Raw genomic sequence first — 25,870 nt, forward strand, 5'->3', positions numbered from 1 at the left:
AAGAAGCCCGCGATGATGAAGGCGTAGTAGCGCACGCGCTGCGTGTTGTAGCCGATGAACTCCACGCGCTCGGGGTTGTCGCGCACCGCGTTCAGCATGCGCCCGAGCGGCGTGCCGGTGAAGGCGAACATCAGCCCGGTGCAGATGAAGCAATACACGGCGATCAGGTAGTACACCTGGTTCTGCGGCCCGAAGTTGATGCCGAAGAACGAGGCGCCGTACACGCGGTTGGTGGTGATGCCGCCCTCGCCGCCGAAGAAGCTCGGGAACATCAGCGCCATGGCGGCCACCAGTTCGCCGAGGCCGAGCGTGATCATCGCGAAGGTGGTGCCCGACTTCTTGGTCGACACATAGCCGAACACCATGGCGAAGAACATGCCGCCGAAGCCGCCCACGAGCGGAATGAACACCAGCGGAATCGGCAGCTTGCCGGCGCCGGCCAGGTTCATCGCGTGGATGGCGATGAAGGAGCCCAGGCCCACGTACACGGCATGTCCGAAGCTGAGCATGCCGCCCTGCCCCAGCAGCATGTTGTAGCTCAGGCAGATGATGATGAGATAGCCGATCTGCGACAGCATGGTCAGCGCCAGGCTGCTGGTGAAGATCATCGGCGCCACGATCAGCAGCAGCGCGAAGAATGACCAGATCAGGATGCGGCCGATGTTCAGCGGCTTGAAGCGGTAATACCGGGTCGGCGCCTTGGCTGAAGCGGCTGGTGTGGTTGTCGTTGCGGTGTTCATGGCGTCAGTCCTCCCGCGTTCCGAGGAGGCCCTTGGGCCTGAAGATGAGGATCAGCACCAGGAACAGGTACGGAAGAATGGGCGCCACCTGCGAGATGGTGAGCTTCAGCAGTTCGTAGCCGAAGGTCTGGTCGCTCACTACCACGCCAAAGGCCTGCAGGCCGGTCGCGAGCGACTGGTCCATGGCCACGGCGAAGGTCTGCACGATGCCGATGATCAGCGAGGCCAGGAAGGCTCCCGCCAGCGACCCCATGCCGCCGACCACCACCACCACGAAGATGATGGAGCCGACCGAACCCGCCATGGCCGGCTCGGTGACGTAGGTGTTGCCGCCGACCACGCCCGCGAGGCCCGCCAGCGCGGCACCGCCGCCGAACACCAGCATGAACACGCGCGGCACGTTGTGGCCCAGCGCCTCGACCATGTCGGGGTGCTTCAGCGCCGCCTGGATGACCAGGCCGATGCGCGTGCGCGTGAGCAGCAGCCACACCGACACCAGCATCAGGACCGCCACGAGCATGATGAACGAGCGTGACTTGGGAAACTGCGTGCCGTAGAGCGTGAAGAGCGGCCCCTGCAGCGCCGACGGCAGGCCGTACGGCACCGTGGAGCGGCCCCACACCAGTTGCACCAGTTCGAGGATGAGGTACGAAAGGCCGAAGGTCACCAGCAGCTCGGGCACGTGGCCGAACTTGTGGACCCGGCGCAGGCAGTAGCGCTCGAAGGCCGCACCCAGCGCAAACACCAGCAGCGGCGCAATGAAGAGCGCCGGCCAGAAGCCGACGATGCCCGACAGCGTGTAGGCGAAGTAGGCGCCCAGCATGTAGAAGCTGGCGTGCGCGAAATTGAGCACACCCATCATGCTGAAGATCAGCGTGAGGCCGGAGCTCAGCATGAACAACAGCAAGCCGTAGCTCACGCCATTGAGCAGCGAGATGACGAAGAATTCGACGTTCATCGGTCTTTCGTGTCAGTAAGAAAAGAAAAAGGCCCGAGTGTTGAAGTCGGGCCTCGACCGCTTTGGCGCGTTCCCGTACTCAGGAGGGACGCTTCATCTGGCACGAGGTCGGCGTGCTGGCCACGTAGGCGTCGTAGAACTTCACGGGCGCCAGCGTGTAGCCGGTGTTCTCCGGGCTGTACGGATACTTGGCGCTGGCCTTCTCCCACTTGGCGATGTACAGGCCCTGCTGCGCCTGGTGGTCGGTCTTGCGCAGCTCGATGTCGCCGTTGAAGCTCTTGAACTTCAGCCCTTCCATCGCGGCCGCCACCTTGACGGGGTCGGTCGACTTGGTCTTCACGAAGGCTTCGGTCAGGGCCTGGAACACGGTGTAGATGTCGGAGGTGTAGAGGTCGTCGTTGAACTTCTTCTTGAACTCTTCGGCGTACTTCTGCATGTCGCCGCCCATGTTGTAGTGGGCATAGCTGACCTGATAAACCTTGCCGTCGGACGCGGCACCCATGGCGGTCGGGGTGCCCGTGGTCACGGCGTAGTAGGTGTAGAACTTGACGTTCAGGCCCGAATCGTTGGCCGACTTGATCAGCAGGGCGAGGTCGGAGCCCCAGTTGCCGGTGATGACGGTGTCGGCGCCCGAGGCCTTGATCTTGGCGACGTAGGGCGCGAAGTCGCGCACCTGGGCCAACGGGTGCAGGTCGTCGCCGACGATCTGGATGTCGGGGCGCTTGTGCTTCAGGTCTTCCTTGGCGAACTTGGAAACCTGCTGGCCGTGCGCGTAGTTCTGGTTGAGCAGGTAGACCTTCTTGATCTCCGGCTGGTCCTTCATGTACGTGGTCAGCGCTTCCATCTTCATGGACGTGTCGGCGTCGAAGCGGTACTGCCAGTAGCTGCACTTGCTGTTGGTCAGGTCGGGGTCGACCGCGGCGTAGTTGAGGTACAGCGCTTCCTTGCCGGGATTGCGCGCGTTGTTCTTCTCGAGCGCGTCGATGATGGCCAGTGCGGGGCCGGAACCATTACCCTGCACGATGTAGCGCGCGCCCTGGTCGAGGGCCGAGCGCAGTGCGCTGGTGGTTTCCTGCGGACTGAGCTTGTTGTCGATGCCGATGATCTCGAACTTCACGCCCGCCGCATTCTTCTTGTTGAATTCTTCGGCGAAGAACTGGAAGGTCTTGAGCTGGTTCGTACCGACCGCGGCCATGAGGCCCGACAGCGGGTCGAGCCATGCGATCTTGACGGTTTCACCCTTCTGGGCAAGGGCGCCGGTGGCGGTGGCAGCGATGACGGCTGCGGCGGCGATTTTCAGAGCGAAATTCAATTTATATCTCCTGGTCAAACCGATTCGAAACGCCGCACGAGAGTACAAGCGTTTGCAGCCCCTCCCCTCAGGGAATGCCCGTAAGAAGGGTGCCGCAAAGGCCCGTTTCTATCGCGCATGCGACACCGCGTTTCTCCAAGCTGCTACCCACGGGTAGACATCTGCTACCCGCGGGTAGGAAACGCGCTCGCAAAGATGCTCACGGGCGCTTCATCTGGCAGGTGGTGGGCGTGCTCGCCACGTACGACTCGTAGTACTTCACGGGAACATTCGTGTAGCCGGTGTTCTCCGCGTCGTACGGGTACTTGGCGCTGGCCTTCTCCCAGCGCGCGATGTACAGGCCCTGCTGCAGCTGGTGGTCGGCCTTGCGCATCTCGACCTCGCCGTTGAAGCTCTTGATCTTCATGCCTTCCAGCGCCGCGGCCACCTTGACCGGGTCGGTCGACTTGGTGGCGGCGAAGGCCGCGTCGAGCAACGCGAACACGTGGTAGATCGAGGACTGCGTGAGGTCGTCGTTCATGCGCTTTTTGTAGCCCCCGAGCAGCCTCTGGATCTCCCCGCCCATGTTGTAGTGGGCGTAGGCGACCGTGTAGACCTTGCCGTCCGACGTGGCGCCCATGGCCGTAGGCGTGCCGGCGCCCGGCGCGTAGTAGGTCAGGAACTTGACGTTCAGGCCCGAGTCGTTGGCGGCCTTGATGAGCAGCGACAGGTCGGAGCCCCAGTTGCCGGTGATGACGGTGTCGGCGCCCGAGGCCTTGATCTTGGCGATGTAGGGAGAGAAGTCGCGCACCTGGGCCAGCGGATGCAGGTCGTCGCCGACGATCTGGATGTCGGGGCGCTTGACCTTCAGGTCTTCCTTGGCGAACTTGGACACCTGCACGCCGTGGGCGTAGTTCTGGCCGAGGATGTAGACCTTCTTGATGTCGGGCTGGTCCTTCATCCAGGTGGTGAGCGCCTCCATCTTCATGGATGTGTCGGCGTCGAGCCGGAAGTGCCAGTAGCTGCACTTGCTGTTGGTCAGGTCGGGGTCGACGGCCGCGTAGTTCATGTACAGCAGCTCCTTGCCCGGATTGCGCGCGTTGTTCTTCTCGATGGCGTCGATGATCGCGAGCGCGGGGCCGGAGCCGTTGCCCTGCATGATGTAGCGCGCGCCCTGGTCTTGCGCCGAGCGCAGCGCGGCGGTGGTTTCCTGCGGGCTGAGCTTGTTGTCGAGCGCGATGATCTCGAACTTCACGCCCGACTGGTTCTTCTTGTTGAACTCTTCTGCAAGGAACTGGGTGGTCTTGAGCTGGTTGGTGCCGACCGCCGCCATGAGGCCGGAAAGCGGGTCGAGCCAGGCGATCTTGACGGTCTCGCCCTTTTGAGCGAATGCAGCGGTCAGGCTCACCAACATTGCACAGGCAGCTACTGACTTGATAGCAAATTGCATGAAGAGTCTCCAGTTTGTAAGGCGGAGTGCCAGCCTACAAGCGCCCTTTTTTTCGCCGCACAGGGATTGCCCGCAAGCTTGACCGCCGAGGCGGAATTCCTATCGCCTGCGCGACAGCGCGGCAGGGCTCGCGCGGGTCTTCAAAGGGTCGGCAGCTTGTAGTCCTTGAGCAGTTCGCGCAGCCTGGTCTTCAAAATCTTGCCGGTGGCGCCGATGGGGATGGCTTCGACGAACACCACGTCGTCCGGGATCTGCCACTTGGCGGTCTTGCCCTCATAGAACTTCAGCAGTTCCTCGCGCGTGACCTCGGCATTGGGCTTCTTCACGACCGCGATGATCGGCCGCTCGTCCCACTTGGGATGGAACACGCCGATGCACGCGGCCATGGCCACGGCCGGGTGCGCAACGGCGATGTTCTCGATCTCGATGGAGCTGATCCACTCGCCGCCGGACTTGATCACGTCCTTGCTGCGGTCGGTGATCTGCAGGTAACCCTCGGCATCGATGGTGGCGACGTCGCCGGTGGGGAACCAGCCGCGATTGCGCGCATCGGGAATAAGCGGGTTGCCGCCCTCGCCCTTGAAGTATTCCTTGACGATCCACGGGCCCTTGACCAGCAGGTCGCCATAGGCCTTGCCGTCCCACGGCAGTTCGTTGCCGTCGCCATCGACGATCTTCATGTCGACGCCAAAAATGGCACGGCCCTGCTTCATGCGGATCTGCAGCTGGGCGTCGGCCGGCAACGACAGGTGCTTGTTCTTGAGGGTGCACAGCGTGCCCAGCGGGCTCATCTCGGTCATGCCCCAGGCGTGCAGCACCTCGACGTCGTAGATGTCCTGGAACGCCTTGATCATGGCCGGCGGGCAGGCCGAGCCGCCGATGACGGTGCGGTTGAGCTTCGAGAACTTCAGGCCATTCGCCTGCATGTGGCCCAGCATCATCTGCCACACGGTGGGCACGCCGGCCGCGAAGGTCACGCCTTCGGATTCGATCAGCTCGTACACCGACTTGCCATCCAGCGCGGGGCCGGGAAACACGATCTTGCAGCCCACCAGTGCGGCCGAATACGGAATGCCCCAGGCATTGACGTGGAACATCGGCACCACCGGCAGCACCGAGTCGCGCGCCGACAGGCGCATCACGTCTGGCAGGGCCGCGGCATAGGCATGCAGCATGGTCGATCGGTGGCTGTAGAGCGCGGCCTTCGGATTGCCCGTGGTGCCGCTCGTGTAGCACATGCTCGACGCTGAGTTCTCGTCGAAAGTCGGCCATTCGTAGTCATTGGACTGCGCGCCCATCCAGCCCTCGTAGCTCACGAGGTTGGGAATCCCGCTGTCGGCGGGCAGCTTGTCGGCATCACAGAGTGCAATCCATTTCCGGATCGTGGGGCACTTGGCGTGCACCGCCTGTACCAGCGGGAGGAAGCTCAGGTCGAAGCACAGGATCTGGTCTTCGGCATGGTTGGCGATCCACGCGATCTGGTCGGGGTGCAGGCGCGGATTGATGGTGTGCAGCACGCGGCCGCTGCCGCTCACGCCGTAGTACAGCTCCAGGTGGCGGTAGCCGTTCCAGGCCAGCGTGGCGATGCGGTCGCTGAACAGCAGCTGCTCGCCGTCCAGCGCATTGGCCACCTGCCGGGCACGCGATGCGATACCGCCCCACGTCGTGCGGTGGATGTCGCCCTCGACCCGGCGCGAGACGATCTCGCCGTCGCCGTTGTGGCGCTCGGCAAACTCGATCAGCGACGAGATCAAAAGCGGTTGGTCTTGCATCAAACCCAGCATCTACGGACTCCTGAAAGAAATGACTTCATGAACTTGCGGACATCGGATTCACGCAAGCTTCGGCGACTTTCACAATGACACAAACCCGCACTGCGGAATCTGGCCTCGAATTCCTGGCCCGGTGCGCGCCCCCCATACTTCCGGCCGCCGAGCACGCGGAAAATTCTAGGAACCGGCGCCGTTTTCACCCCTATCGCAAGGAAGCCAAACGAATGACTTCAGGAGCCTCCGTGCCGCACCGCCAGCGTGGGCCGCAACGCCGGCCGACCGGCGGCATCCCGCAGCCTGAGCTGCGTACCAGCTCGGCCGCCTGGCTCGAAGGCGTGCTCTCGATGTTCGAGGCCGAGGGGCTGGACGTGCCCTCGCTGCTGCGCGACGCCGGCTTCGATCCCGATTCGCTGCACCGGCAGAACACGCGCATCCCGGTCGACGAGGTCACGGTGATGTGGCAGCTCGCGGTAGCCCGCGCCGGCAAGCCCACGCTGGGCCTGCAACGCGACCTGGCCGCCACGCACAGCAAACTGGGAACGGTGGGCCATGCGATGTCGTGCAGCGCCACGCTCGGGGCGGCGCTCGCGCGGCTGGCGCGCTACATGGCCGTGATTTCGGATGCGACCGGCTTCTCGCTGCATCCCGAGCCGCGCGGCTGCTGGCTGTCAATGGAACACACCGGCGGCAGCCTGCCGATTCCGCGCCAGCGCGTCGAATACGCCCTGCTGACCACGCTGATGCAGTGCCAGTGGCTCACGCGGCGCGAACTGCAGCCACTGGCGATGGAGTTCGTCTATCCCGCGCCGACCAGCGACCGGCTGCACCGGGAGGCCTTCGGCTGCGAGGTGCGCTTCAATGCAGCGGCCAACCGCCTGCTGCTGTCGAGCGCCGACATGGCAATGCCGCTGCCCACCTACCACGAGACGCTCGGCGAGATGCAGGAGCATCTGCTGGACGAACAACTCGATCTGCTGGGTCAGGCCACCACAAGCAGCCTGGTGTGCGCCGAGATCGCGCGCCGGCTCCAGCACGGCGAGCCGCGCCGGCAGGACGTGGCCTCGGGTCTGGGCCTGGCCGAGCGCACGCTGCAGCGGCGGTTGCAGGAGGAGTCGGTGTCGTTCCAGTCGCTGCTCGACCGCACCCGTCGCGAGCTGGCGCAGCAGTACCTTGCCGACGACCGACATACATTGACCGAAGTAGCCGACAGGCTGGGCTTCGTCGACAGCAGCAACTTTTTTCGCGCCTGCAAGCGCTGGTTCGGCGTGCCGCCAGCGCAATACCGGGCGCGCATCTGGAATGGGCCTGCCGCACTCGCGGCCTGAGGGCGCGCGGGCCGCGATGGCCCGTTCGGCAAGGGGTTACGCGCTGTGCCGGACAATCCGGGCATGAGCTTGCTTGCTGAAGACACCGAGGTCGCGGACCTGGGGTTGCGCTGGAAACCCGGTTTCGCCGCCTTGGGCCCGGCATTTTTCACTGAACTGAGGCCGACGCCCCTGCCCGATCCGTACTGGGTGGGCCGCAGCGAAGCCGTAGCACGCGAACTCGGGCTGCCGGCCGGCTGGCATTCGTCGGACGGCACGCTCGCTGCCCTGACCGGCAACCTGCCCGTCGCCGGCAGCCGCCCCTTCGCGACGGTCTACAGCGGCCACCAGTTCGGCGTGTGGGCAGGCCAGCTCGGCGACGGACGTGCGATCACGGTCGGCGAGACCGAAGGCGGGCTCGAAGTGCAGCTGAAGGGCGCGGGCCGCACGCCTTACTCGCGCGGCGGCGACGGCCGCGCGGTGCTGCGCTCCAGCATCCGGGAGTTTCTGTGCAGCGAGGCCATGCACGGCCTCGGCATCCCGACCACCCGCGCGCTGTGCGTGACGGGGTCCGACGCCCGCGTGTACCGCGAGGAGCCGGAAAGCGCGGCCGTCGTGACCCGCGTCGCACCGAGCTTCATCCGCTTCGGCCACTTCGAGCACTTCGCGGCCAACCAGCGCGAAGATGAGTTGCGCGCGCTGGCCGACTACGTCATCGACCGCCACTACCCGGCGTGCCGCACCACCGGGCGCTTCGGTGGCAACGCGTATGCCGCCTTCCTCGAAGCCGTGAGCGAGCGCACCGCCGCCCTGCTCGCCCGATGGCAGGCCGTGGGCTTCTGCCACGGCGTGATGAACACCGACAACATGAGCATCCTCGGGCTCACCATCGACTACGGCCCGTTCCAGTTCCTCGATGGCTTCGACCCGCGCCACATCTGCAACCACAGCGACACCAGCGGGCGCTACGCCTTCAACCAGCAGCCCAACGTGGCTTACTGGAACCTGTTCTGCCTCGCACAGGCGCTGCTGCCGCTGATCGGCGACCAGGAAGTCGCGGTGGCCGCCCTGGAGTCGTACAAGACCGTGTTCCCGAACGAGTTCGAGGGCCGCATGCGCGCCAAGCTCGGGCTCGCGAGCCCGGCCGAAGGCGACCGCGCGCTGATCGAAGGCGTGCTCAAGCTGCTGGCCGCCGGCAAGGTCGACTACACCATCTTCTGGCGCCGGCTCTCGACCCACATGGCCGACGGCAACGTCGAGCCGGTGCGCGACCTGTTCCTGGACCGCGAGGGCTTCGACGCGTGGCTGCTAGCGTTTTCGGAGCGCCATACGACCACTGGACGTACGCAAGCCGCCGATCTGATGCTCAAATCCAACCCCAGGTTCGTGCTGCGCAACCACTTGGGGCAGCAAGCGATCGAAGCAAGTCAGCAAAAAGACCACTCGGGTGTGGCAACCTTGCTGGCTGTGCTCGAGACCCCATTTGAAGAACATCCCGACGCCGACGCACTCGCCGGCTTCCCGCCCGACTGGGCCTCCACGATCGAAATCAGCTGCTCATCATGACCACTCCCGTACAGAAGACCGACGCCGAATGGAAAGCCCTGCTCGCTGAAAAAGGCGCCGAGCCCGCGGCCTTCGAGGTGACGCGCCACGCGGCCACCGAACGCCCCTTCACCGGCAAGTACGAAGCGCACTGGGACGACGGCACCTACCACTGTGTGTGCTGCGGCGCCAAGCTGTTCGAATCATCGACCAAGTTCGATGCCGGCTGCGGCTGGCCCAGCTTCTCTGAAGAAGCGGTGCCCGGTGCCATCAGGAACATCGTCGACCGATCGCACGGCATGGTGCGCACCGAGAACGTGTGCGCCAATTGCGGCGCCCACCTGGGCCACGTGTTCCCTGACGGCCCGACCGAAACCGGCCTGCGCTATTGCATGAACTCGGCGTCGCTCGACTTCCATAAAAAATGAAACTGCTCCTCGACTTCTTTCCCATCCTCCTGTTCTTCGGCGCCTACAAGCTCGCCGACATCTACACCGCCACCGGCGTGCTCATGGCCGCCACCGTGGTGCAGATGGCCATCATCTATGCCATGGAGCGCAAGCTGCAGGCGATGCAGAAGGCCACGCTGGTGCTGATCCTGCTGTTCGGCACGCTCACGCTGGTGCTGCACGACGACCGCTTCATCAAGTGGAAGCCGACGGTGCTGTACGGCGCGATGGCCATCGCGCTGGCGGTGGCGCTCTGGGCGCTGAAGAAGAACTTCCTCAAGATGCTGCTGGGCTCGCAGCTCGAGCTGCCCGACCGCATCTGGGGCCGGCTCAACGTGGCGTGGATCGGCTATTGCCTGTTCATGGCGCTCATCAACGGCTACGTGGCGGCGTACTTCACGACCGAGGCCTGGGTCAACTTCAAGCTCTGGGGCTATGTGTTCCCGATCGTCTTCCTGGTGGCGCAGGGTCTCTATATTGCGCCGCACATCAAGGGCGACGACAAGCCGACCGCCTGATGCGCACCGCCTCCCTCCCCACCGCCGCCGACCTCGAAGCCGCGTTGCGCGAGGCGCTGGCCCCGACGCAGCTTGAAGTGATAGACGAAAGCAGCGCCCACGCGGGCCACGCCGGAGCCAATGCGCAAGGACGGGGCAGCCATTTCCGAGTGCGCATCGCCTCGCCGCTGTTCGCCGGAAAGCCCCGCGTGGCGCGGCATCGGCTTGTGTATGATGCCCTCCAGGTTTTTATCGCGCAGGGCCTTCACGCCATCGCCATCGAGGTGCTTTGAGCCCTCTGCCCGCTTTCTTTCACGCGCTTATTCCTACACGCGCATTTCTTCTCCAGCCTGATATTCATTTCATGAAAAAACACATCTTGCAGGCCGTTGCGGCCGCAGCGTTGATCGGTGCCATTCCGGTGGCGGCTCTGGCGCAGAACGCAGCCATCGTGAACGGCAAGCCGGTGCCCAAGGCCCGCATGGAAGTTCTGGCGCAGCAGCTGGCCGCCGCAGGCCGCCCGGTGACGCCCGAGATGCAGAGCCAGCTGCGTGAGGAAATCGTGGCGCGCGAAGTGTTCATGCAGGAAGCCCAGAAGCAAGGCCTGGACGCCAGCGAGGATTACAAGAACCAGCTCGAACTCGCCCGCCAAGCCATCCTGATCCGCGCACTGTTCGAGAACTACCGCAAGACCAACCCCATCTCGGACGCCGACGTGAAGGCCGAGTACGACAAGTTCGTTGCTGCCAACGGCGGCAAGGAATACAAGGCGCGCCATATCCTGGTCGAGACCGAAGACCAGGCCAAGAAGATCATGGCCGACCTGAAGAAGGGCGCCAAGTTCGAAGACATCGCCAAGAAGCAGAGCAAGGACCCGGGCTCGGGCGCCAACGGCGGCGACCTCGACTGGTCCAACCCCGCGGGCTTCGTGCCCGAGTTCTCGGAAGCGATGATCAAGCTCAAGAAGGGCGAGACCACCCCCGCTCCGATCAAGACCCAGTTCGGCTGGCACATCATCCGCGTCGACGACATCCGCCAGGCCCAGCTGCCGAAGCTGGAAGAAGTGAAGCCGCAGATCACGCAGCAGCTGCAGCAGCAGCGCCTGCAGAAGTATCAGGAAGAATTGCGCGCGAAGGCAAAGGTGGAATAAGGCACACCCCCAAGCTTCGCGCACTTCGCGTCGCTACGCCACCCCTTGCAGGGGGCAACGCCTGCGGCCCGGCAAAGCCGGTTCCGCGGTGTTCTGGAAATAAAAAAAGCGGCCCCGTGGGCCGCTTTTTTGTTGCCCGCCGAACGGGCTTGCTGCGCCGATCAGCCGACCCACTTGCGCGCATTGCGCCAGATCTGCATCCACGGGCTCAACTCGCTGCGGTCGCCCGGCGTCCAGCTCATCTGGATGTTGCGGAACACGCGTTCCGGATGCGGCATCACGGCGGTGAAGCGGCCGTCCGGCGTGGTCACGGAGGTCAGGCCGCCCGCGCTGCCGTTCGGGTTGAACGGGTACTGCTCGGTCGGTTGGCCGTGGTTGTCCACGAAACGCATCGCGCCGATGGCCTTGGCGGCGTCGCCGCGGTGCTTGAAGTTGGCATAGCCCTCGCCGTGCGCGACCGCGATCGGCAGGCGGCTGCCGGCCATGCCCTGGAAGAAGATGCTCGGCGATTCGAGCACCTCGACCATCGACAGGCGGGCCTCGAAGCGCTCGCTCTGGTTGGTGGTGAAGCGCGGCCAGGCTTCGGCACCCGGAATGATGTCGGCCAGCTCGGCGAACATCTGGCAGCCGTTGCACACGCCGAGCCCGAAGGTGTCGGCGCGGCCGAAGAAGGTCTTGAACTGCTCGGCCAGCTTCGGGTTGAAGGTGATGCTGCGCGCCCAGCCGATGCCGGCGCCCAGCGTGTCGCCATAACTGAAGCCGCCGCAGGCGACCACGCCCTTGAAATTGGCGAGGTCTGCCCTGCCCGTTTGCAGGTCGGTCATGTGGACGTCGAAGGCCTCGAAGCCGGCTTCGGTGAAGGCGTAGGCCATCTCGACATGCGAGTTGACGCCTTGTTCGCGGAGGATGGCGACCTTGGGGCGCGATTGCAGGATGGCCGGCGCCGCGGGCTGCGCATTCGGCAGAAACACATGCATGCCGGGGTCCGAAGGCACGCCTGCCGCGGCATGCTCGGCATCGGCGCAGGCGGGGTTGTCGCGCTCGCGGGCGATCTTCCAGCTGACTGAGTCCCATACCTGGTGCAGGTCGTGCAGGCTCGCACTGAACACCGACTTGGCATCGCGCCAGACTTCGAGCTTGCCCTTCCCGGCATCCATCGTGGAACTCGCAGGCCGGGTCTTGCCGACGAAGTGGCTGTGAGCGCTCAGGCCGTGCGCGCGCAGCACCTGCATCACGTCGTTGCGCTCGGCCGTGCGCACCTGCAGCACCATGCCCAGCTCTTCGTTGAACAGCGCCTTGAGCGTGAGCTCTTCGCGCCGCGCGCTGACCTGCTGCGCCCAGTTCTTGGCGTCGCCGGTTTCCATGCGGCTGTCGGAAATGCCATCGCCTTCGGTGACCAGCATGTCGACGTTCAGCGCCACGCCGACGTGGCCGGCAAAGGCCATTTCGCAAGCGGTGGCGAACAGGCCGCCGTCGCTGCGGTCGTGCATCGCGAGGATCTTTCCCTCGGCGCGCAGCGCGTTCACGGCATCGACCAGCGCGACCAATTGTGCCGGGTCGTCGAGATCGGGCACGGTGTCGCCGCTCTGGTTGAGCGTCTGCGACAGAATGCTGCCGGCCATGCGGTGCTGGCCGCGGCCCAGGTCGATCAGCACCAGCGTGGTGTCGGCTTCTTCGGCGTCGAGCTGCGGCGTGAGCGTGCCGCGCACATCGGCCAGCGAGGCGAAGGCGGTGACGATCAGGCTCACGGGCGAGGTGACCTTCCTGGCTTCGCCGTTGTCCTTCCACTGCGTGCGCATCGACAGCGAATCCTTGCCGACCGGGATCGACACGCCCAGCGCCGGGCACAGTTCCAGACCCACGGCCTTGACGGTCTCGTACAGCGCAGCGTCTTCGCCGGGTTCGCCGCAGGCGGCCATCCAGTTGGCCGAGAGCTTGACGCGCGAGAGCTCGACGGGCGCAGCCAGCAGGTTGGTGATGGCCTCGGCCACGGCCATGCGTCCCGAAGCCGGCGCGTCGAGCGCGGCCAGCGGCGTGCGCTCGCCCATGCTCATCGCTTCGCCGGCAAAGCCCTTGTAGTCGGCCAGCGTCACAGCGCAGTCGGCCACAGGCACCTGCCACGGACCGACCATCTGGTCGCGGTGGCTCATGCCGCCCACGGTGCGGTCGCCGATGGTGATCAGGAAGCGCTTGGAGGCGACGGTCGGGTGCGAGAGCACGTCGATGGCGGCCTTCTGCAGGTCGACGCCCGTGAGGTCGAGCAGCTTGAACGTGCGCGCCACGCTCTTCACGTCGCGGTGCATCTTGGGCGGCTTGCCCAGCAGCACGTCCATCGGCATGTCGACAGGCTGCACCTCGGCGCCTTCGTCGGCCACCAGCAGCTGGCGCGCTTCGGTCGCCACACCGACCACCGAGAACGGACAGCGCTCGCGCTCGCAGAAAGCCTTGAACTGCGCGAGCGATTCCGGCGCGATGGCCAGCACGTAGCGCTCCTGGCTTTCGTTGCACCAGATTTCCTTGGGGGCCATGCCCGACTCTTCGAGCGGCACGGCGCGCAGGTCGAAACGCGCGCCGCGGCCGGCGTCGTTGGTCAGTTCAGGGAAGGCATTGCTCAGGCCGCCCGCGCCCACGTCGTGGATCGCCAGGATCGGGTTGGCCGGGCCCTGTTGCCAGCAGTGGTTGATGACCTCCTGCGCGCGGCGCTCGATCTCGGGGTTGCCACGCTGCACCGAGTCGAAGTCGAGCTCGGCCGCATTGGCGCCGGTGGCCATCGAGCTGGCGGCGCTGCCGCCCATGCCGATGCGCATGCCGGGGCCGCCGAGCTGGATCAGCAGCGAGCCGGCGGGGAACTGGATCTTCTTCGTCTGGGTGGCGTCGATGCTGCCGAGGCCGCCCGCGATCATGATGGGCTTGTGGTAGCCGCGCTGCACGGTATCAAGGTCGCTCGCCACGGCCTGCTCGTATTCCCGGAAGTAGCCCAGCAGGTTGGGCCGGCCGAATTCGTTGTTGAACGCGGCGCCCCCCAGCGGGCCCTCGGTCATGATCTGCAGCGGGCTCGCGATGTGTTCGGGCTTGCCGTAGTGGCCCTCTTCCGGCCAGAGCTTGGACACAGTGAAGCCGGTCAGGCCCGCCTTGGGCTTGGAGCCGCGGCCGGTGGCACCTTCGTCGCGGATCTCGCCGCCCGCGCCGGTCGAGGCGCCCGGGAACGGGGAAATCGCGGTCGGGTGGTTGTGCGTCTCGACCTTCATCAGCACGTGGTTCAGGGCGCTATCTTTTTGATAGCTCTGCGAACCGTGTGCCGGAATGAAGCGCTCGATGGTCGCGCCTTCCATCACCGAGGCGTTGTCGGCATAGGCGACGACCGTGTGCTGCGGGTTCTGCTTCTCGGTGTGGCGAATCATCGAGAACAGGCTCTGGGGCTGGGCCTTGCCGTCGATGGTGAACTGGGCGTTGAAGATCTTGTGGCGGCAGTGCTCGCTGTTGGCCTGCGCGAACATCATCAGTTCGACGTCGCTGGGGTTGCGCCCGAGGCGAGTGAAGGCGTCGACGAGGTAGTCGATCTCGTCCTCGGCCAGCGCCAGGCCGAAACCGGTGTTGGCCGCCACCAGCGCGGCGCGACCGCCGCTCTGCACGTCGACCTGCGCCATCGGCTGGGCCGGCAGTTCGCTGAACAGACTGGCCGCCTGCTCGACGGTGGCCAGCACCGATTCGGTCATGCGGTCGTGCAGCGGGCCGGCCACGGCGGCCAGCGCGTCGCCCTCGAGCACGGGGGCCTTGCCGATCAACGGGGCCTTGAGCTTCAGGTGGTACTGCGTGACGCGCTCGACCCGGCGCAATGCCAGGCCGCAGTTGTGGGCGATGTCGGTGGCCTTGGAAGCCCAGGGCGACACGGTGCCCAGGCGCGGCGTGACCACCACCGAGGTGCCCGCCTTGGCCGGCGCCTCGAAGGGCTCGCCGTAGGCCAGCAGCGCGGCAAAGCGCTCGCGGCCGGCCGCATCCAGCGCCGCATCGGTGACCACGAGGTGCACAAAACGGGCCGAAATGCCCTCGATGCGCGGCTCGATGGCCTGCAGCTTCGGCAGCAGCTGCCGCGCGCGGAAGTCGCTGAGCGCGCTGCCGCCCTCGAACATGGTTACGACAGGAAGGGCTTGAGGTGCGGGCTGCGTCACGGTCGATGGGGGCCTCGGGGGCCGCGTTGGAATTCAAGGAATCGAGGCGGATGGCCGCTGACTGGGGTCATCCGCGTTAACCCGGAATTTTAGCTTGGTGAATGGGATAATTCGGGCATGAGCATTAACTACAAAGACGCTGCGGGCATCGAAGCCATGCGGGTCGCCTGCCGCCTTGGCTCCGAGGTGCTGGACTACCTCACCCCCTTCATCAAGCCCGGCATCACAACGAACGATGTCGACCGGCTGGCCGCCGAGTACATGGTCAAGCAGGGCACCACCTCCGCCACGGTGGGCTACATGGGCGCGAGCAGCGTCCCGTTCCCGAAGTCGCTCTGCACCTCGGTGAACCACGTGGTCTGCCACGGCATTCCCAATGACAAGCCCCTGAAGAAGGGCGACATCATGAACGTCGACGTGACCGTCATCAAGGATGGCTGGTTCGGCGACAACAGCCGCATGTTCGTGATCGGCGACGCCTCCATCGCCGCCAAGCGCCTGTGCAGCATCACCTACGAAGCCATGTGGCACGGCATCCTGCAGGTGCGCCCCGGCGCGCATCTGGGCGACGTGGGCCACGCGATCCAGAAGTTCGCCGAAGGCCAGGGCTTCTCGATCGTGCGCGAGTTCTGCGGCCACGGCGTGGGCCAGCGCTTCCATGAAGAGCCCCAGGTGCTGCACTACGGCCGCCCGGGCACCATGGAAGAACTCAAGCCCGGCATGATCTTCACCATCGAGCCGATGATCAACGCCGGCAAGCGCGACGTGAAGGAAGACTTCAAGGGCGGCCAATACGACGGCTGGACCATCGTCACTCGCGACCATTCGCTGTCGGCCCAGTGGGAGCACACGGTGCTCGTCACCGAGACCGGCTACGAGGTGTTGACGTTGTCCGCGGGCAGCCCGCCGCCGCCCTCCTTCGTCACCTCGACCAAAACCTGACGCGCACACGCGCTCCCCGGCCGTGATCGAAGCAGCCAAGATCGACGTAGCGACGCTGCGCGAAGCCTATCGCGCCAAGAAGCTCGCCCTGTTCGACACCCTGCGCTTTGCGCGCGCGCCGACCCGCAGCGTGCACGCGGTGCTGCGCCAGCTCTCGGCGCTCGCCGACGAGACGCTCTGCACCCTGTGGCGCGAGGCCGGCTTCGGCGACTCGCTCACGCTGGCTGCCGTGGGCGGTTTCGGGCGCGGCGAGCTGTTTCCGTATTCCGACGTCGACGTGCTCCTGCTGCTGCCGCCCGAGGGCCACGAGAGCGAAATCGACCCGGCCCGCGTCGAGGCCTTCATCGGCCATTGCTGGGACGCGGGCCTCGAGATCGGCTCCAGCGTGCGCACGGTCGAGGAATGCCTGGCCGAGGCCGAGAAGGACGTCACCGTTCAGACCTCGCTGCTCGAAGCACGCCTGATCGTGGGCGACAAGAAGCTCTTCACCGCCTTCCGCCGCCGCTTCACCCGCGCCATCGACCCGCAGGCCTTCTTCGTGGCCAAGTCGCAGGAAATGCGGCATCGCCACCAGAAGTTCGACAACACGCCCTACGCGCTGGAGCCCAACTGCAAGGAATCGCCGGGTGGCCTGCGCGACCTGCAGACCATCCTCTGGATGACCAAGGCCGCCGGCTACGGCGGCCGCTGGGACGACCTCGCCAAGAACGGCCTGGCCACCCCGTTCGAGGCGCAGCAGATCAAGCGCAACGAGGCGCTGCTCTCGTTGATCCGCGCCCGGCTGCACGTGATTGCCAACCGGCGCGAAGATCGGCTGGTGTTCGACCTGCAGACGGCCGTGGCGGCAAGCTTCGGCTACGAAGGCGAGTCGCAGCGCAAGTCGAGCGAGGCCTTGATGCGGCGCTACTACTGGGCGGCCAAGGCGGTGTCGCAGCTCAACCAGATCCTGCTGCTCAACATTGCCGAGCGCCTGCAGCCCATCGACGAGCAGCACACACCGATCAACGAGCGCTTCTACGAACGTGCCGGCCTGATCGAGATCGCCAGCGACGACCTCTACGAGCGCGAGCCGCATGCGGTGCTCGAAACCTTCCTGCTGTACCAGAAGACCATCGGCGTGCAGGGCCTGTCGGCGCGCACGCTGCGCGCGCTCTACAACGCGCGCCACGTCATGGACAGCAAGTTCCGCAACGACCCGGTCAACCACGACACATTCATGCGGATCTTGATGCAGCCCTACGGCATCACGCATGCGTTCCGGCTGATGAACCAGACCTCGGTGCTGGGGCGCTACCTGCGAGTGTTCCGCAGCATCGTGGGGCAGATGCAGCACGACCTGTTCCACGTCTACACGGTGGACCAGCACATCCTGATGGTGCTGCGCAACGTGCGGCGCTTCTTCATCGCCGAGCATGCGCACGAATACCCGTTCTGCTCGCAGCTGGCGGCCGGATGGGACAAGCCCTGGATCCTGTACGTGGCCGCCCTGTTCCACGACATCGCCAAGGGCCGCGGCGGCGATCACTCCACACTCGGCGCGCGCGACGTTCAGCGTTTCTGCAAGCAGCACGGCATCGCCCGCGAAGATTCCAGGCTCATCGAGTTTCTGGTGGCCGAGCACCTGGTGATGAGCCAAGTCGCGCAGAAGCAGGACCTGAGCGACCCCGAGGTGATCGGCGCTTTCGCCAAGCGAGTAGGCAACGAGCGCTACCTGACGGCGCTCTACCTGCTGACCGTCGCCGACATCCGCGGCACCTCCCCGCGCGTGTGGAATGCCTGGAAAGGCAAGCTGCTCGAAGACCTGTACCGCTACACGCTGCGCGCACTGGGCGGACGCATGCCCGATCCGGATGCCGAGGTCGAGTCGCGCAAGCGCGAGGCGCTCGTGCAACTGGCCCTGCACGCGCAGCGCTTCGAGGCGCACAAGGCGCTGTGGGACACGCTCGACGTGGGCTACTTCATGCGCCACGACGCCACCGAGATCGCCTGGCACGCCAAGCAGCTCTCGCGCTTCGTGCCGCCCAGTAACGTGCCGGTCGACCCGAAGGCGCCGCCTGTGGTGCGCGCGCACCTGTCGCCGGTGGGCGAAGGCCTGCAGGTGGTGGTCTACACGCCCGACCAGCCCGACCTGTTCGCGCGCATCTGCGGCTACTTCGACCAGGCGTCCTTCAGCATCCTCGACGCCAAGGTGCACACCGCGAGCAACGGCTACGCGCTCGATACCTTCCAGGTGGTGACCACCTTCGTGCCGGACCACTACCGCGACCTGATCAGCATGGTCGAGTCGGGCCTGGCGCAGACGCTCACCGAGGCCGGTGCCCTGCCCCCGCCCAGCATGGGCCGGGTCTCGCGCCGGGTGCGCAGCTTTCCGATCAAGCCGCGCATCAGCCTGCTGCCGGACGACAAGGCGCAGCGCTGGCTGCTCAACATCTCGGCCAGCGACCGTGCCGGCCTGCTGTACTCGGTGGCCCGGGTGCTGGCGCGCCATCACCTGAACCTGCAGCTCGCCAAGGTCACGACGCTGGGCGAGCGGGTGGAAGACACCTTCCTGATCAGCGGCCCCGAACTCCAGGGCCAAAAAACGCAACTGGCCATCGAAACCGAGCTGATGGAAGCTCTGGCCTCTTGAAATTGCCCTCCCGAACGCAACCGATGCCATCAGAATGTCGGCCATGGAATCCTTGATCGAACAGCTTTCCGACTCCGTCTCCTCGGCCAAGACGCTGGAAGACCTCGCACGCCCAATGCTCGAAATGCTCGAGACGGCGACGGGCCTGGAGTCGGCTTACCTCACGACCATCGACCTCGACAAGGGCCGACAGCACATCTTGTTCGCCCACAACGCCGGTGAATTGTCCCTGCCCGAGGGTGCGCCGGTGCCTTGGGCCGACACGCTCTGCCGGCATGCCATGGAGGAAGGCCGCATCTATACGGACGACGCCGGCGGCTGCTGGGGCGATGCCGACGCCGCCCGCCGGCTCGGCATCCAGACCTGTGTGAGCGCACCGGTGACGGCCGGAAGCGGCGACCTCTTCGGTGTCCTGTGCGGTGCCAGCTCACAACAGCTGCCGCTGCCGCCGCATGCCGAGCCGGTGCTGCGGCTTTTCGCGCGGCTGATCGGCCAGCAGGTGGAGCGCGAGCTGCTCGTCGCAAAGCTCAAGAAAGCCCAGGCCCAGCTCGCCACCCACGCCGCGACCGACGCCCTCACCGGCCTGCCCAACCGCCGCGCGCTCACCGACGAACTGCAGCGCATGCTGGCGCAGGGCGCGCGCGGCGGCCAGAGCGTGCTGGTCGGCTTCATCGACATGGACAATTTCAAGAAGATCAACGACACGCACGGCCACGAGGTCGGCGACGAGTTCCTGTCGGCCATGGCGAAACAGCTCTCGGTCTCGGTGCGCGCGAGCGACATGCTGGCGCGCTTCGGCTCCGACGAATTCGTGGTGATCGGCCTCGGGCCCGCGCTGGACGAGTCGCCGCGCACGGGCGCGCGGGCCATGGCCGACCGTCTGGCGGAAAACACCATCTTCGAGCTGAAGCTGCGGCACCTGACGATCGACTACGGCGGCGCCAGTGTCGGCGTGGTGGCCGTCGACCCCCGCACCGTCTCCGCCGAGGCCGCCCTGCGCCAGGCCGACACCGCGATGCGCGCCGTCAAGCAAAGCCGCCGGGCCATGGTCCGCGACGCCGTGGTTCCTGCGTCCAGCTGAACGGACGCCGCCGCAGCGCTCAGGCGCCGGGCAGCGCCGCCGCGCGGGTACCCCACAGGGGAGCCCGCTCGTACTGCGCCACCCATTGCACGATGTCCTTGGCCGCCATCGGCATGGCAATGCCGTAGCCCTGGGCGAGCGTGCAGCCCAGGGCGAGCAGCTCTTCGCCCTGCTTCACCGTTTCGACGCCTTCAGCCACCGCCGTGAGTCCGAGCGCGTGGAGCAGCGCGATGATGCCCTGCACGATGGCGTGGTCCTGGCCGTTGTCGAGCATGCCGCGCACGAACGACTGGTCGATCTTCACGGTCGACACCGGCAGCTGGCGCAGATAGGTGAGCGAGGAGTAACCGGTGCCGAAGTCGTCGATGGTCACGCCCACGCCCAGCGTCTTGCAAGCCTCGACGAACAGCGCGACGTTCGCGAACTGGCTGATCGCCGTGGTTTCCAGGATCTCGAGCTCCAGCATGCCCGCACCCAGCTTTGGAAACTGCGACAGGTGCCGCGCGAGCCGTTCGACGAAGTCCCAGCGCATCATGTGGCGCGGTGCCACGTTCACGCTCACCGACATCTGCAGGCCCGCCAGGCGCCACTGGTGCGCCTGCCAAAGGGCCGTGGCGATGGCCCAGTCGCCGACCTGCTCGACCAGCGCGTCGTCTTCGATCAGCGGCACGAACTGGGCCGGCGGCAGCAGGCCGCGCTCGGGGTGCTGCCAGCGCAACAGCGCCTCGACGCCGACCACCACGCCGCGCTGCATGTCGACCTTGGGCTGGTAGACTAGGAAGAACTCGCCCTGCAGCAGGCCTTCCTGGATCCGCTGGCGCTCGCGCACCACCTGCTCGTCGGCGCGCGCTTGCGGCGCGTCGAAGTAATGCACCTTGCCGTCGGCCGCGCGCTTGGCGAAGAAGGCGGCGTGCTGCGCCTGGCGCAGCGCGGTTTCAGGGGGCGGGCCATTGCTGTCGAGCAGCATGGCGCCGATGCTCGCGTCGATGCTGCCCGCCTGGTCATGCCAGCTCCAGGGCTCGGCGAGGGAAGCCTGGATGCGTTCCAGCACCTGGGTGCACTGCGAGGTTCCGAGGCCGGCGAACAGGGCCGCGAATTCGTCGCCGCCCACGCGGGCCATCACGCTCTCGCGCGGCAGCTGAGCCTTGATGCGGCGGGCCACCTCCTTGAGGGCGACATTGCCCGCCACCATGCCAAGGCGGTCATTCAGCAAGGCAAAGCGGTCCACGTCGATGTAGCAGACGGCAGCCAGGCGCTTGCCTGCACGGGCCCAGTCGTCCATCAACGGGCGCAGCACCTCGTCCGGCGGGAGACGTGCCGACCCGTCGTAGTACGACGGCAAAGAGACTGTGGGTTGCTTGTTCGACAAAAGACTGGGCTCCGGAGGTCGCGGGCTATTGTTCCCCCAATTGGGGCGATTGCGTGCCTATTAGCTAATATTAGTTACATGAGCGCTGCATTCACACAACACCCGGGCCCACGCCGCGTCTCCTAGCCGCAATAGGCACCCACCACGCGGCCGGTCGGTTCGACCTGCACGTTGAGCCTCGCCGTGTCCTGCATCGGATCGGCTTTTTCCGCGGCGGGCACCGTACGTGCCAGGCGGGCGCCGGCGCGCTGGCGCATCTCTTCCAGCAACTGCTGGCTGACGCGCAGGCCCAGGCCAAACCGCACGGCAGCAGCCTGGCAGGTTTCGGGCGGCGTGACGAAGCTCGGGGGTTCGGGGACTTCCGATGTCAGGGGGCGGTCGGCCGGTGGCGCCTGGCAGCCAGCCAGCAAAAGGCCCATGGCCATGGCCGGCAGGCCGATCCAGTGGCGACCGTTGGTGATGCGCATCTGTCTTGCTCCTTCTTCAAACTGCAACCCTGAGCAGGAGCTTATTCAATTCCGAGGCCGATCCCCGGCACGGCTCAAGCCAATGGATCTCGGAGCCTCGACAAAATCGCGCTGCGGCCGTCCGGGGTCGCATTCGAAGCGTATGCTGGAAGCGACGCGCGCAGTTCTGGCCCACCCGCCACACACCATGACACCGCCCCCTGCCACCGTTTTCCTGATCGACGTCGACAACACCCTGCTCGACAACGACGGCATCATCGCCGACCTTCGCACCCATCTCGAACAGACCTTCGGCGCCGAAAGCGCCAGCCGCTACTGGACGGCCTTCGAGCAATTGCGCAACGAGCTCGGCTATGTCGACTACCTCGGCGCCCTGCAGCGCTACCGCGCCGAGGAAAGCAGCCGCGGCATGAGCGATTCGCGGCTGCTGCTGATGTCGGAATTTCTCATCGACTACCCCTTTGCCGACCGGCTCTACCCCGGCGCGCTGGAGACGCTGAAGCACCTGCGCCAGCGCGGGCCCACGGTGATCCTGTCCGACGGCGACGTCGTGTTCCAGCCGCGCAAGGTGCAACGCTCCGGCCTTTGGGACGCCACCGAGGGCCGCGTGCTGATCTACGTGCACAAGGAACAGATGCTCGACGCCGTCGAGCAGTGCTACCCCGCGCGGCACTACGTGATGATCGACGACAAGCTGCGCATCCTCTCGGCCATGAAGGCCATCTGGGGATCGCGCCTGACGACGGTCTTCGTGCGGCAGGGGCACTATGCGCTCGACACGCAGGCCAACGCCGCCTATGCGCCCGCCGATATCGCCATCGAGCGCATCGGCGACATCATCAACCTCGACTTTCCACCCGCATGAGCCAAGCAACCAACCCTCTCGCGGGACAGCCCGCACCCATCGAACTGCTGGTCAACATACCGCGCCTGATCTCCGCCTACTACACCGGACGGCCCGACCCGTCGGTGCCGAGCCAGCGCGTGGCCTTCGGCACCTCGGGGCACCGCGGCTCCTCGTTCGACGATGCGTTCAATGAATGGCACGTGCTGGCGATCAGCCAGGCGATCTGCGACTACCGCAAGCAGAAAGGCATCGACGGGCCGCTGTTCCTCGGGATCGACACGCATGCGCTGTCGACACCGGCCTTCAACAGCGCGGTCGAGGTACTCGCGGCCAACGGGGTCGAGCTGATGATCTCGAAGGACGACGAATACACGCCGACGCCGGCCGTGTCGCACGCGATCCTCGTCTACAACCGCGGGCGCAGCAGCAGCGCTGGGGGGCTCGCCGACGGCATCGTCATCACCCCCTCGCACAACCCTCCCGAGAGCGGCGGCTTCAAGTACAACCCGCCGAACGGTGGACCGGCAGGCACCGACATCACCTCGGCCGTCGAGACGGCCGCCAACAGGATGCTGGCCAACGGGCTCGAAGGCGTGAAGCGCATGCCGCTCGCGCAGGCGCTGCGCGCATCGACCACGCACCGGCACGACTATCTGAACACCTACGTCGAAGACCTGGCGCAGGTGCTCGACATGGACGCGATCCGCGACGTGAACCTCAACCTGGGTGTCGACCCGCTGGGCGGCGCGGGCGTGCGCTACTGGCCCGCGATTGCCGAGCGCTACAAGCTCACGCGCCTGAACGTGCTGAGCCAGGAAGTCGACCCGACCTTCCGCTTCATGTCGCTCGACTGGGACGGCCGCATCCGCATGGACCCATCGTCGCCCGACGCCATGCACAAGCTGATCGAATTGAAGGACCGCTTCGGCATCGCCTTCGCCTGCGACACCGACCACGACCGCCACGGCATCGTCTCGGGCAGCACCGGGTTGATGCAACCCAACAGCTACCTCGCGGTGATGATCGACTACCTCTACACGCACCGCCCGCAATGGCCGGCGCAGGCGGCCGTCGGCAAGACGGTGGTGAGCAGCCAGATGATCGACCGCGTCACCGCACGGCTCGGCCGCAGGCTGTACGAGGTGCCGGTGGGCTTCAAGTGGTTCGTAGACGGGCTGGTCGATGCCTCGCTGGCCTTCGGCGGCGAGGAAAGCGCGGGCGCGACCTTTCTGCGCAAGGACGGCTCGGTGTGGACCACCGACAAGGACGGCCTGGTGCCCGCCCTGCTCTCGGCCGAGATCGCCGCGCGCACCGGGCGTGACCCGGGCGAGCGCTACACCGAGCTGACGCAGGCGCTGGGCCAGCCGGCGTCAGACCGCGTGGATGCGGCCGCCACCGTCGAGCAGAAGAAGCGGCTGTCCAGCCTCTCGCCGGAACAGATCCGCTCGACCGAGCTGGCGGGCGACAAGATCGTCAATGTGCTGAGCCATGCGCCGGGCAACGGCGCGGCCATCGGCGGCGTAAAGGTCGTGACCGACAACGGCTGGTTCGCCGCGCGGCCATCGGGCACCGAGAACATCTACAAGATCTACGGCGAGAGCTTCAAGGGCAAAGACCACCTCGCGCGCATTCTTGAAGAAGCGCAGCATGTGGTGGACGGGGCCCTCTCTGCGCCCTGAAGGAATGCAGGCGCCGATGCTGCGGCCGCCCCCGGGCGACGTTCTGCGCGCTTCGCTAGCGGCGTTCGTGGCTCAACCTTCCAGCAGTTCCACGCACAGCGTCGCCACCACGCCTGCGACCTCGGAACGCGCCTGCAACGCATGCACGGCAAGGTCCAGCGTGCCCTGCGCTACCGGCCCCGTCAGCACCAAGACCTGGGGGCCGATGCCGGGGCGTTCGGCCGCCAGCGCGACCTGGCGCACCGGCACCTTCTGCTCTGCGAGGCAGGCCGTGACCGCCTGGATCTGGCTGACCGCGCGCACCGGCACCCGCAGGTAGTGCGAGGTGTGCACGGCGGCACGCGGCAACACCGCCAACGCGTTCGTCGCGTGCTCATGCACGCCGAGGTGCGGCACGTGCTGCGCGGCATTCACGCCGTCGAGCCGCGCCACGTCCACGAGATCGGCGATCACCGCCGAGGCCGTCTGCTCCGAGCCGGCACCCGCACCGTAGTACATCGTCAGGCCCGCCGCATCGCTCTTGACCATGACGGCGTTCATCGAACCGTTCACCTGTGCCATCAGATGCGTGGCGGGCACGAGTGCGGGCTGCACGCGCAGTTCGACACCCGACGCCTGCCGGCGTGCCACGCCCAGCAGCTTGATGCGGTAACCCAGCTGCTCGGCGCAGGCCACGTCCAGCCCTTGCAGGGCGGTGATGCCCTCCACTTGCACATCGGCGAAGCGCAGCGGCATGCCGAAGGCGTTGGCGGCCAGCAAAGACAGCTTGTGCGCGGCGTCGATGCCTTCGATGTCGAAGCTCGGATCGGCCTCCGCATAGCCCAGCGCCTGGGCCTGCGCGAGCGCGGCGGCGAAGTCGAGGCCTTCATCGCGCATCTTGCTCAGGATGAAATTGGTGGTGCCATTGATGATGCCGGCCACCCACTCGATGCGGTTGGCCGCCAGGCCTTCGCGCAGCGCCTTGACGATGGGAATGCTCACGGCCACCGCCCCCTCGTAGGCCACGGCCACGCCCTGTTTTCGCGCGGCGGCGAAGATCTCGGCGCCGTGCACCGCGAGCAATGCCTTGTTGGCCGTGACCACGTGCTTGCCATGCGCAATGGCGGCCAGCACCCAGTCGCGTGCGGGCCCGGTGCCGCCGGCCACCTCCACGACCACGTCGACGTCGGGATGCGCGGCGACCTGCATCGGGTCGGCCGTGAGCGCAACGCCCTCTCCCACGATGCCGGCGGCGCGCGCCAGGTTGCGCGCGGCAACGATCACGAGTTCGATAGCCCGGCCGGCCCGCGCCGCAATGTCGGCCTGGTTGCGCACGAGCACGCGGAAGGTGCCCGAGCCCACGGTTCCGATACCGATCATCCCCACGCGCAGGGTACGGTTCAGCGCAGGGCGGCTGTGCAGGGGCTCGAGGGATTCAACGGGATCGCGGTACATGGACATCTCCAGACGAAAAAACAAAACCCAGCTGCCAGAGCTGGGTTCATTCGTTCGGGGAGAGAGCGATACACCAGGTGGCTGCCGGAACGGCCAC

At 66.1% G+C, this 25,870-nt stretch carries 20 protein-coding genes; 11 read left to right on the forward strand and 9 right to left on the reverse strand.

All coding sequences use genetic code 11. From position 1 onward, the window contains the following. The 5 genes from PMI12_RS24295 to PMI12_RS24315 form a co-directional block, all read right to left on the reverse strand. The coding region (locus tag PMI12_RS24295) for a branched-chain amino acid ABC transporter permease (protein WP_007837791.1) at positions 1-740 on the reverse strand (740 nt) is incomplete at its 3' end. 4 nt (positions 741-744) lie between these two features. Further along, positions 745-1,698, reverse strand: coding sequence for a branched-chain amino acid ABC transporter permease (locus PMI12_RS24300; protein ID WP_007837793.1), 954 nt, complete (start codon positions 1,696-1,698; stop codon positions 745-747). Between the two features lie 79 nt (positions 1,699-1,777). Beyond that, positions 1,778-3,010 (reverse strand): branched-chain amino acid ABC transporter substrate-binding protein, encoded by a 1,233-nt coding sequence (locus tag PMI12_RS24305; protein WP_007837794.1) that lies wholly within the window; start codon positions 3,008-3,010, stop codon positions 1,778-1,780. Positions 3,011-3,209: 199 nt separating this feature from the next. Beyond that, positions 3,210-4,439, reverse strand: a complete 1,230-nt coding sequence (locus tag PMI12_RS24310) for a branched-chain amino acid ABC transporter substrate-binding protein (protein WP_007837795.1) — start codon at positions 4,437-4,439, stop codon at positions 3,210-3,212. Between the two features lie 140 nt (positions 4,440-4,579). After that, a complete protein-coding gene (locus PMI12_RS24315; RefSeq protein WP_007837796.1) occupies positions 4,580-6,223 on the reverse strand; it encodes a 3-(methylthio)propionyl-CoA ligase in 1,644 nt (547 codons plus the stop codon). A gap of 230 nt (positions 6,224-6,453) precedes the next feature. On the opposite strand from PMI12_RS24315, the gene PMI12_RS24320 reads away from it, so the two are divergent. From PMI12_RS24320 to PMI12_RS24345, 6 genes are all read left to right on the forward strand, one after another. Further along, positions 6,454-7,536 carry an AraC family transcriptional regulator gene (locus PMI12_RS24320; protein WP_007837797.1) on the forward strand — a complete coding sequence of 361 codons (1,083 nt, stop codon included), beginning with the start codon at positions 6,454-6,456 and terminating at the stop codon, positions 7,534-7,536. Between the two features lie 63 nt (positions 7,537-7,599). Beyond that, entirely contained in the window at positions 7,600-9,081 is a 1,482-nt protein-coding gene (locus PMI12_RS24325; protein WP_007837798.1) for a protein adenylyltransferase SelO, read from the forward strand. Next, entirely contained in the window at positions 9,078-9,488 is a 411-nt protein-coding gene (gene msrB, locus PMI12_RS24330) for a peptide-methionine (R)-S-oxide reductase MsrB (RefSeq protein ID WP_007837799.1), read from the forward strand. The genes PMI12_RS24325 and msrB overlap by 4 nt, the downstream gene beginning before the upstream one ends. Further along, positions 9,485-10,027, forward strand: a complete 543-nt coding sequence (locus PMI12_RS24335) for a septation protein A (protein ID WP_007837800.1) — start codon at positions 9,485-9,487, stop codon at positions 10,025-10,027. Before msrB ends, PMI12_RS24335 begins: the two co-directional genes overlap by 4 nt. Next, on the forward strand, positions 10,027-10,299 hold the full coding sequence (locus PMI12_RS24340; protein WP_007837802.1) for a BolA family protein: 273 nt from the start codon (positions 10,027-10,029) through the stop codon (positions 10,297-10,299). The genes PMI12_RS24335 and PMI12_RS24340 overlap by 1 nt, the downstream gene beginning before the upstream one ends. A gap of 71 nt (positions 10,300-10,370) precedes the next feature. Then, a complete protein-coding gene (locus PMI12_RS24345) occupies positions 10,371-11,156 on the forward strand; it encodes a peptidylprolyl isomerase (RefSeq protein ID WP_007837804.1) in 786 nt (261 codons plus the stop codon). 161 nt (positions 11,157-11,317) lie between these two features. Here PMI12_RS24345 and purL read toward each other — a convergent pair whose 3' ends face one another. Next, positions 11,318-15,286: a phosphoribosylformylglycinamidine synthase gene (gene purL / locus PMI12_RS24350; protein ID WP_007837807.1), complete on the reverse strand. Its 3,969-nt coding sequence runs from the start codon at positions 15,284-15,286 to the stop codon at positions 11,318-11,320. A 156-nt stretch (positions 15,287-15,442) separates the two neighbouring features. Here purL and map point away from each other — a divergent pair, with 156 nt between their 5' ends. The 3 genes from map to PMI12_RS24365 are packed head-to-tail and all read left to right on the forward strand — an operon-like array spanning position 15,443 to position 19,977. Beyond that, positions 15,443-16,267 carry a type I methionyl aminopeptidase gene (gene map / locus PMI12_RS24355; RefSeq protein ID WP_007837809.1) on the forward strand — a complete coding sequence of 275 codons (825 nt, stop codon included), beginning with the start codon at positions 15,443-15,445 and terminating at the stop codon, positions 16,265-16,267. Positions 16,268-16,289: 22 nt separating this feature from the next. Next, positions 16,290-18,896 carry a [protein-PII] uridylyltransferase gene (locus PMI12_RS24360; RefSeq protein WP_007837810.1) on the forward strand — a complete coding sequence of 869 codons (2,607 nt, stop codon included), beginning with the start codon at positions 16,290-16,292 and terminating at the stop codon, positions 18,894-18,896. 43 nt (positions 18,897-18,939) lie between these two features. Beyond that, a complete protein-coding gene (locus PMI12_RS24365) occupies positions 18,940-19,977 on the forward strand; it encodes a sensor domain-containing diguanylate cyclase (protein WP_007837812.1) in 1,038 nt (345 codons plus the stop codon). A gap of 19 nt (positions 19,978-19,996) precedes the next feature. Here PMI12_RS24365 and PMI12_RS24370 read toward each other — a convergent pair whose 3' ends face one another. Together PMI12_RS24370 and PMI12_RS24375 are read right to left on the reverse strand one after the other, a co-directional pair. Continuing rightward, positions 19,997-21,346 (reverse strand): putative bifunctional diguanylate cyclase/phosphodiesterase, encoded by a 1,350-nt coding sequence (locus PMI12_RS24370; protein ID WP_007837815.1) that lies wholly within the window; start codon positions 21,344-21,346, stop codon positions 19,997-19,999. A gap of 122 nt (positions 21,347-21,468) precedes the next feature. Next, the gene (locus PMI12_RS24375) at positions 21,469-21,813 is read right to left on the reverse strand and encodes a hypothetical protein (protein WP_007837817.1); all 345 of its coding nucleotides are present in this window, start codon (positions 21,811-21,813) and stop codon (positions 21,469-21,471) included. Positions 21,814-22,000: 187 nt separating this feature from the next. Here PMI12_RS24375 and PMI12_RS24380 point away from each other — a divergent pair, with 187 nt between their 5' ends. Then, positions 22,001-22,678, forward strand: coding sequence for an HAD family hydrolase (locus tag PMI12_RS24380; RefSeq protein ID WP_007837819.1), 678 nt, complete (start codon positions 22,001-22,003; stop codon positions 22,676-22,678). After that, the gene (pgm, locus tag PMI12_RS24385) at positions 22,675-24,339 is read left to right on the forward strand and encodes a phosphoglucomutase (alpha-D-glucose-1,6-bisphosphate-dependent) (RefSeq protein ID WP_007837821.1); all 1,665 of its coding nucleotides are present in this window, start codon (positions 22,675-22,677) and stop codon (positions 24,337-24,339) included. Before PMI12_RS24380 ends, pgm begins: the two co-directional genes overlap by 4 nt. 72 nt (positions 24,340-24,411) lie before the next feature. Here pgm and PMI12_RS24390 read toward each other — a convergent pair whose 3' ends face one another. Beyond that, complete coding sequence (locus tag PMI12_RS24390) at positions 24,412-25,773, reverse strand: homoserine dehydrogenase (RefSeq protein WP_007837824.1); 1,362 nt, start codon at positions 25,771-25,773, stop codon at positions 24,412-24,414. Positions 25,774-25,870 lie beyond the last annotated feature (97 nt).

It is taken from the genome of Variovorax sp. CF313 (genome assembly GCF_000282635.1).
Taxonomy (GTDB): domain Bacteria; phylum Pseudomonadota; class Gammaproteobacteria; order Burkholderiales; family Burkholderiaceae_C; genus Variovorax.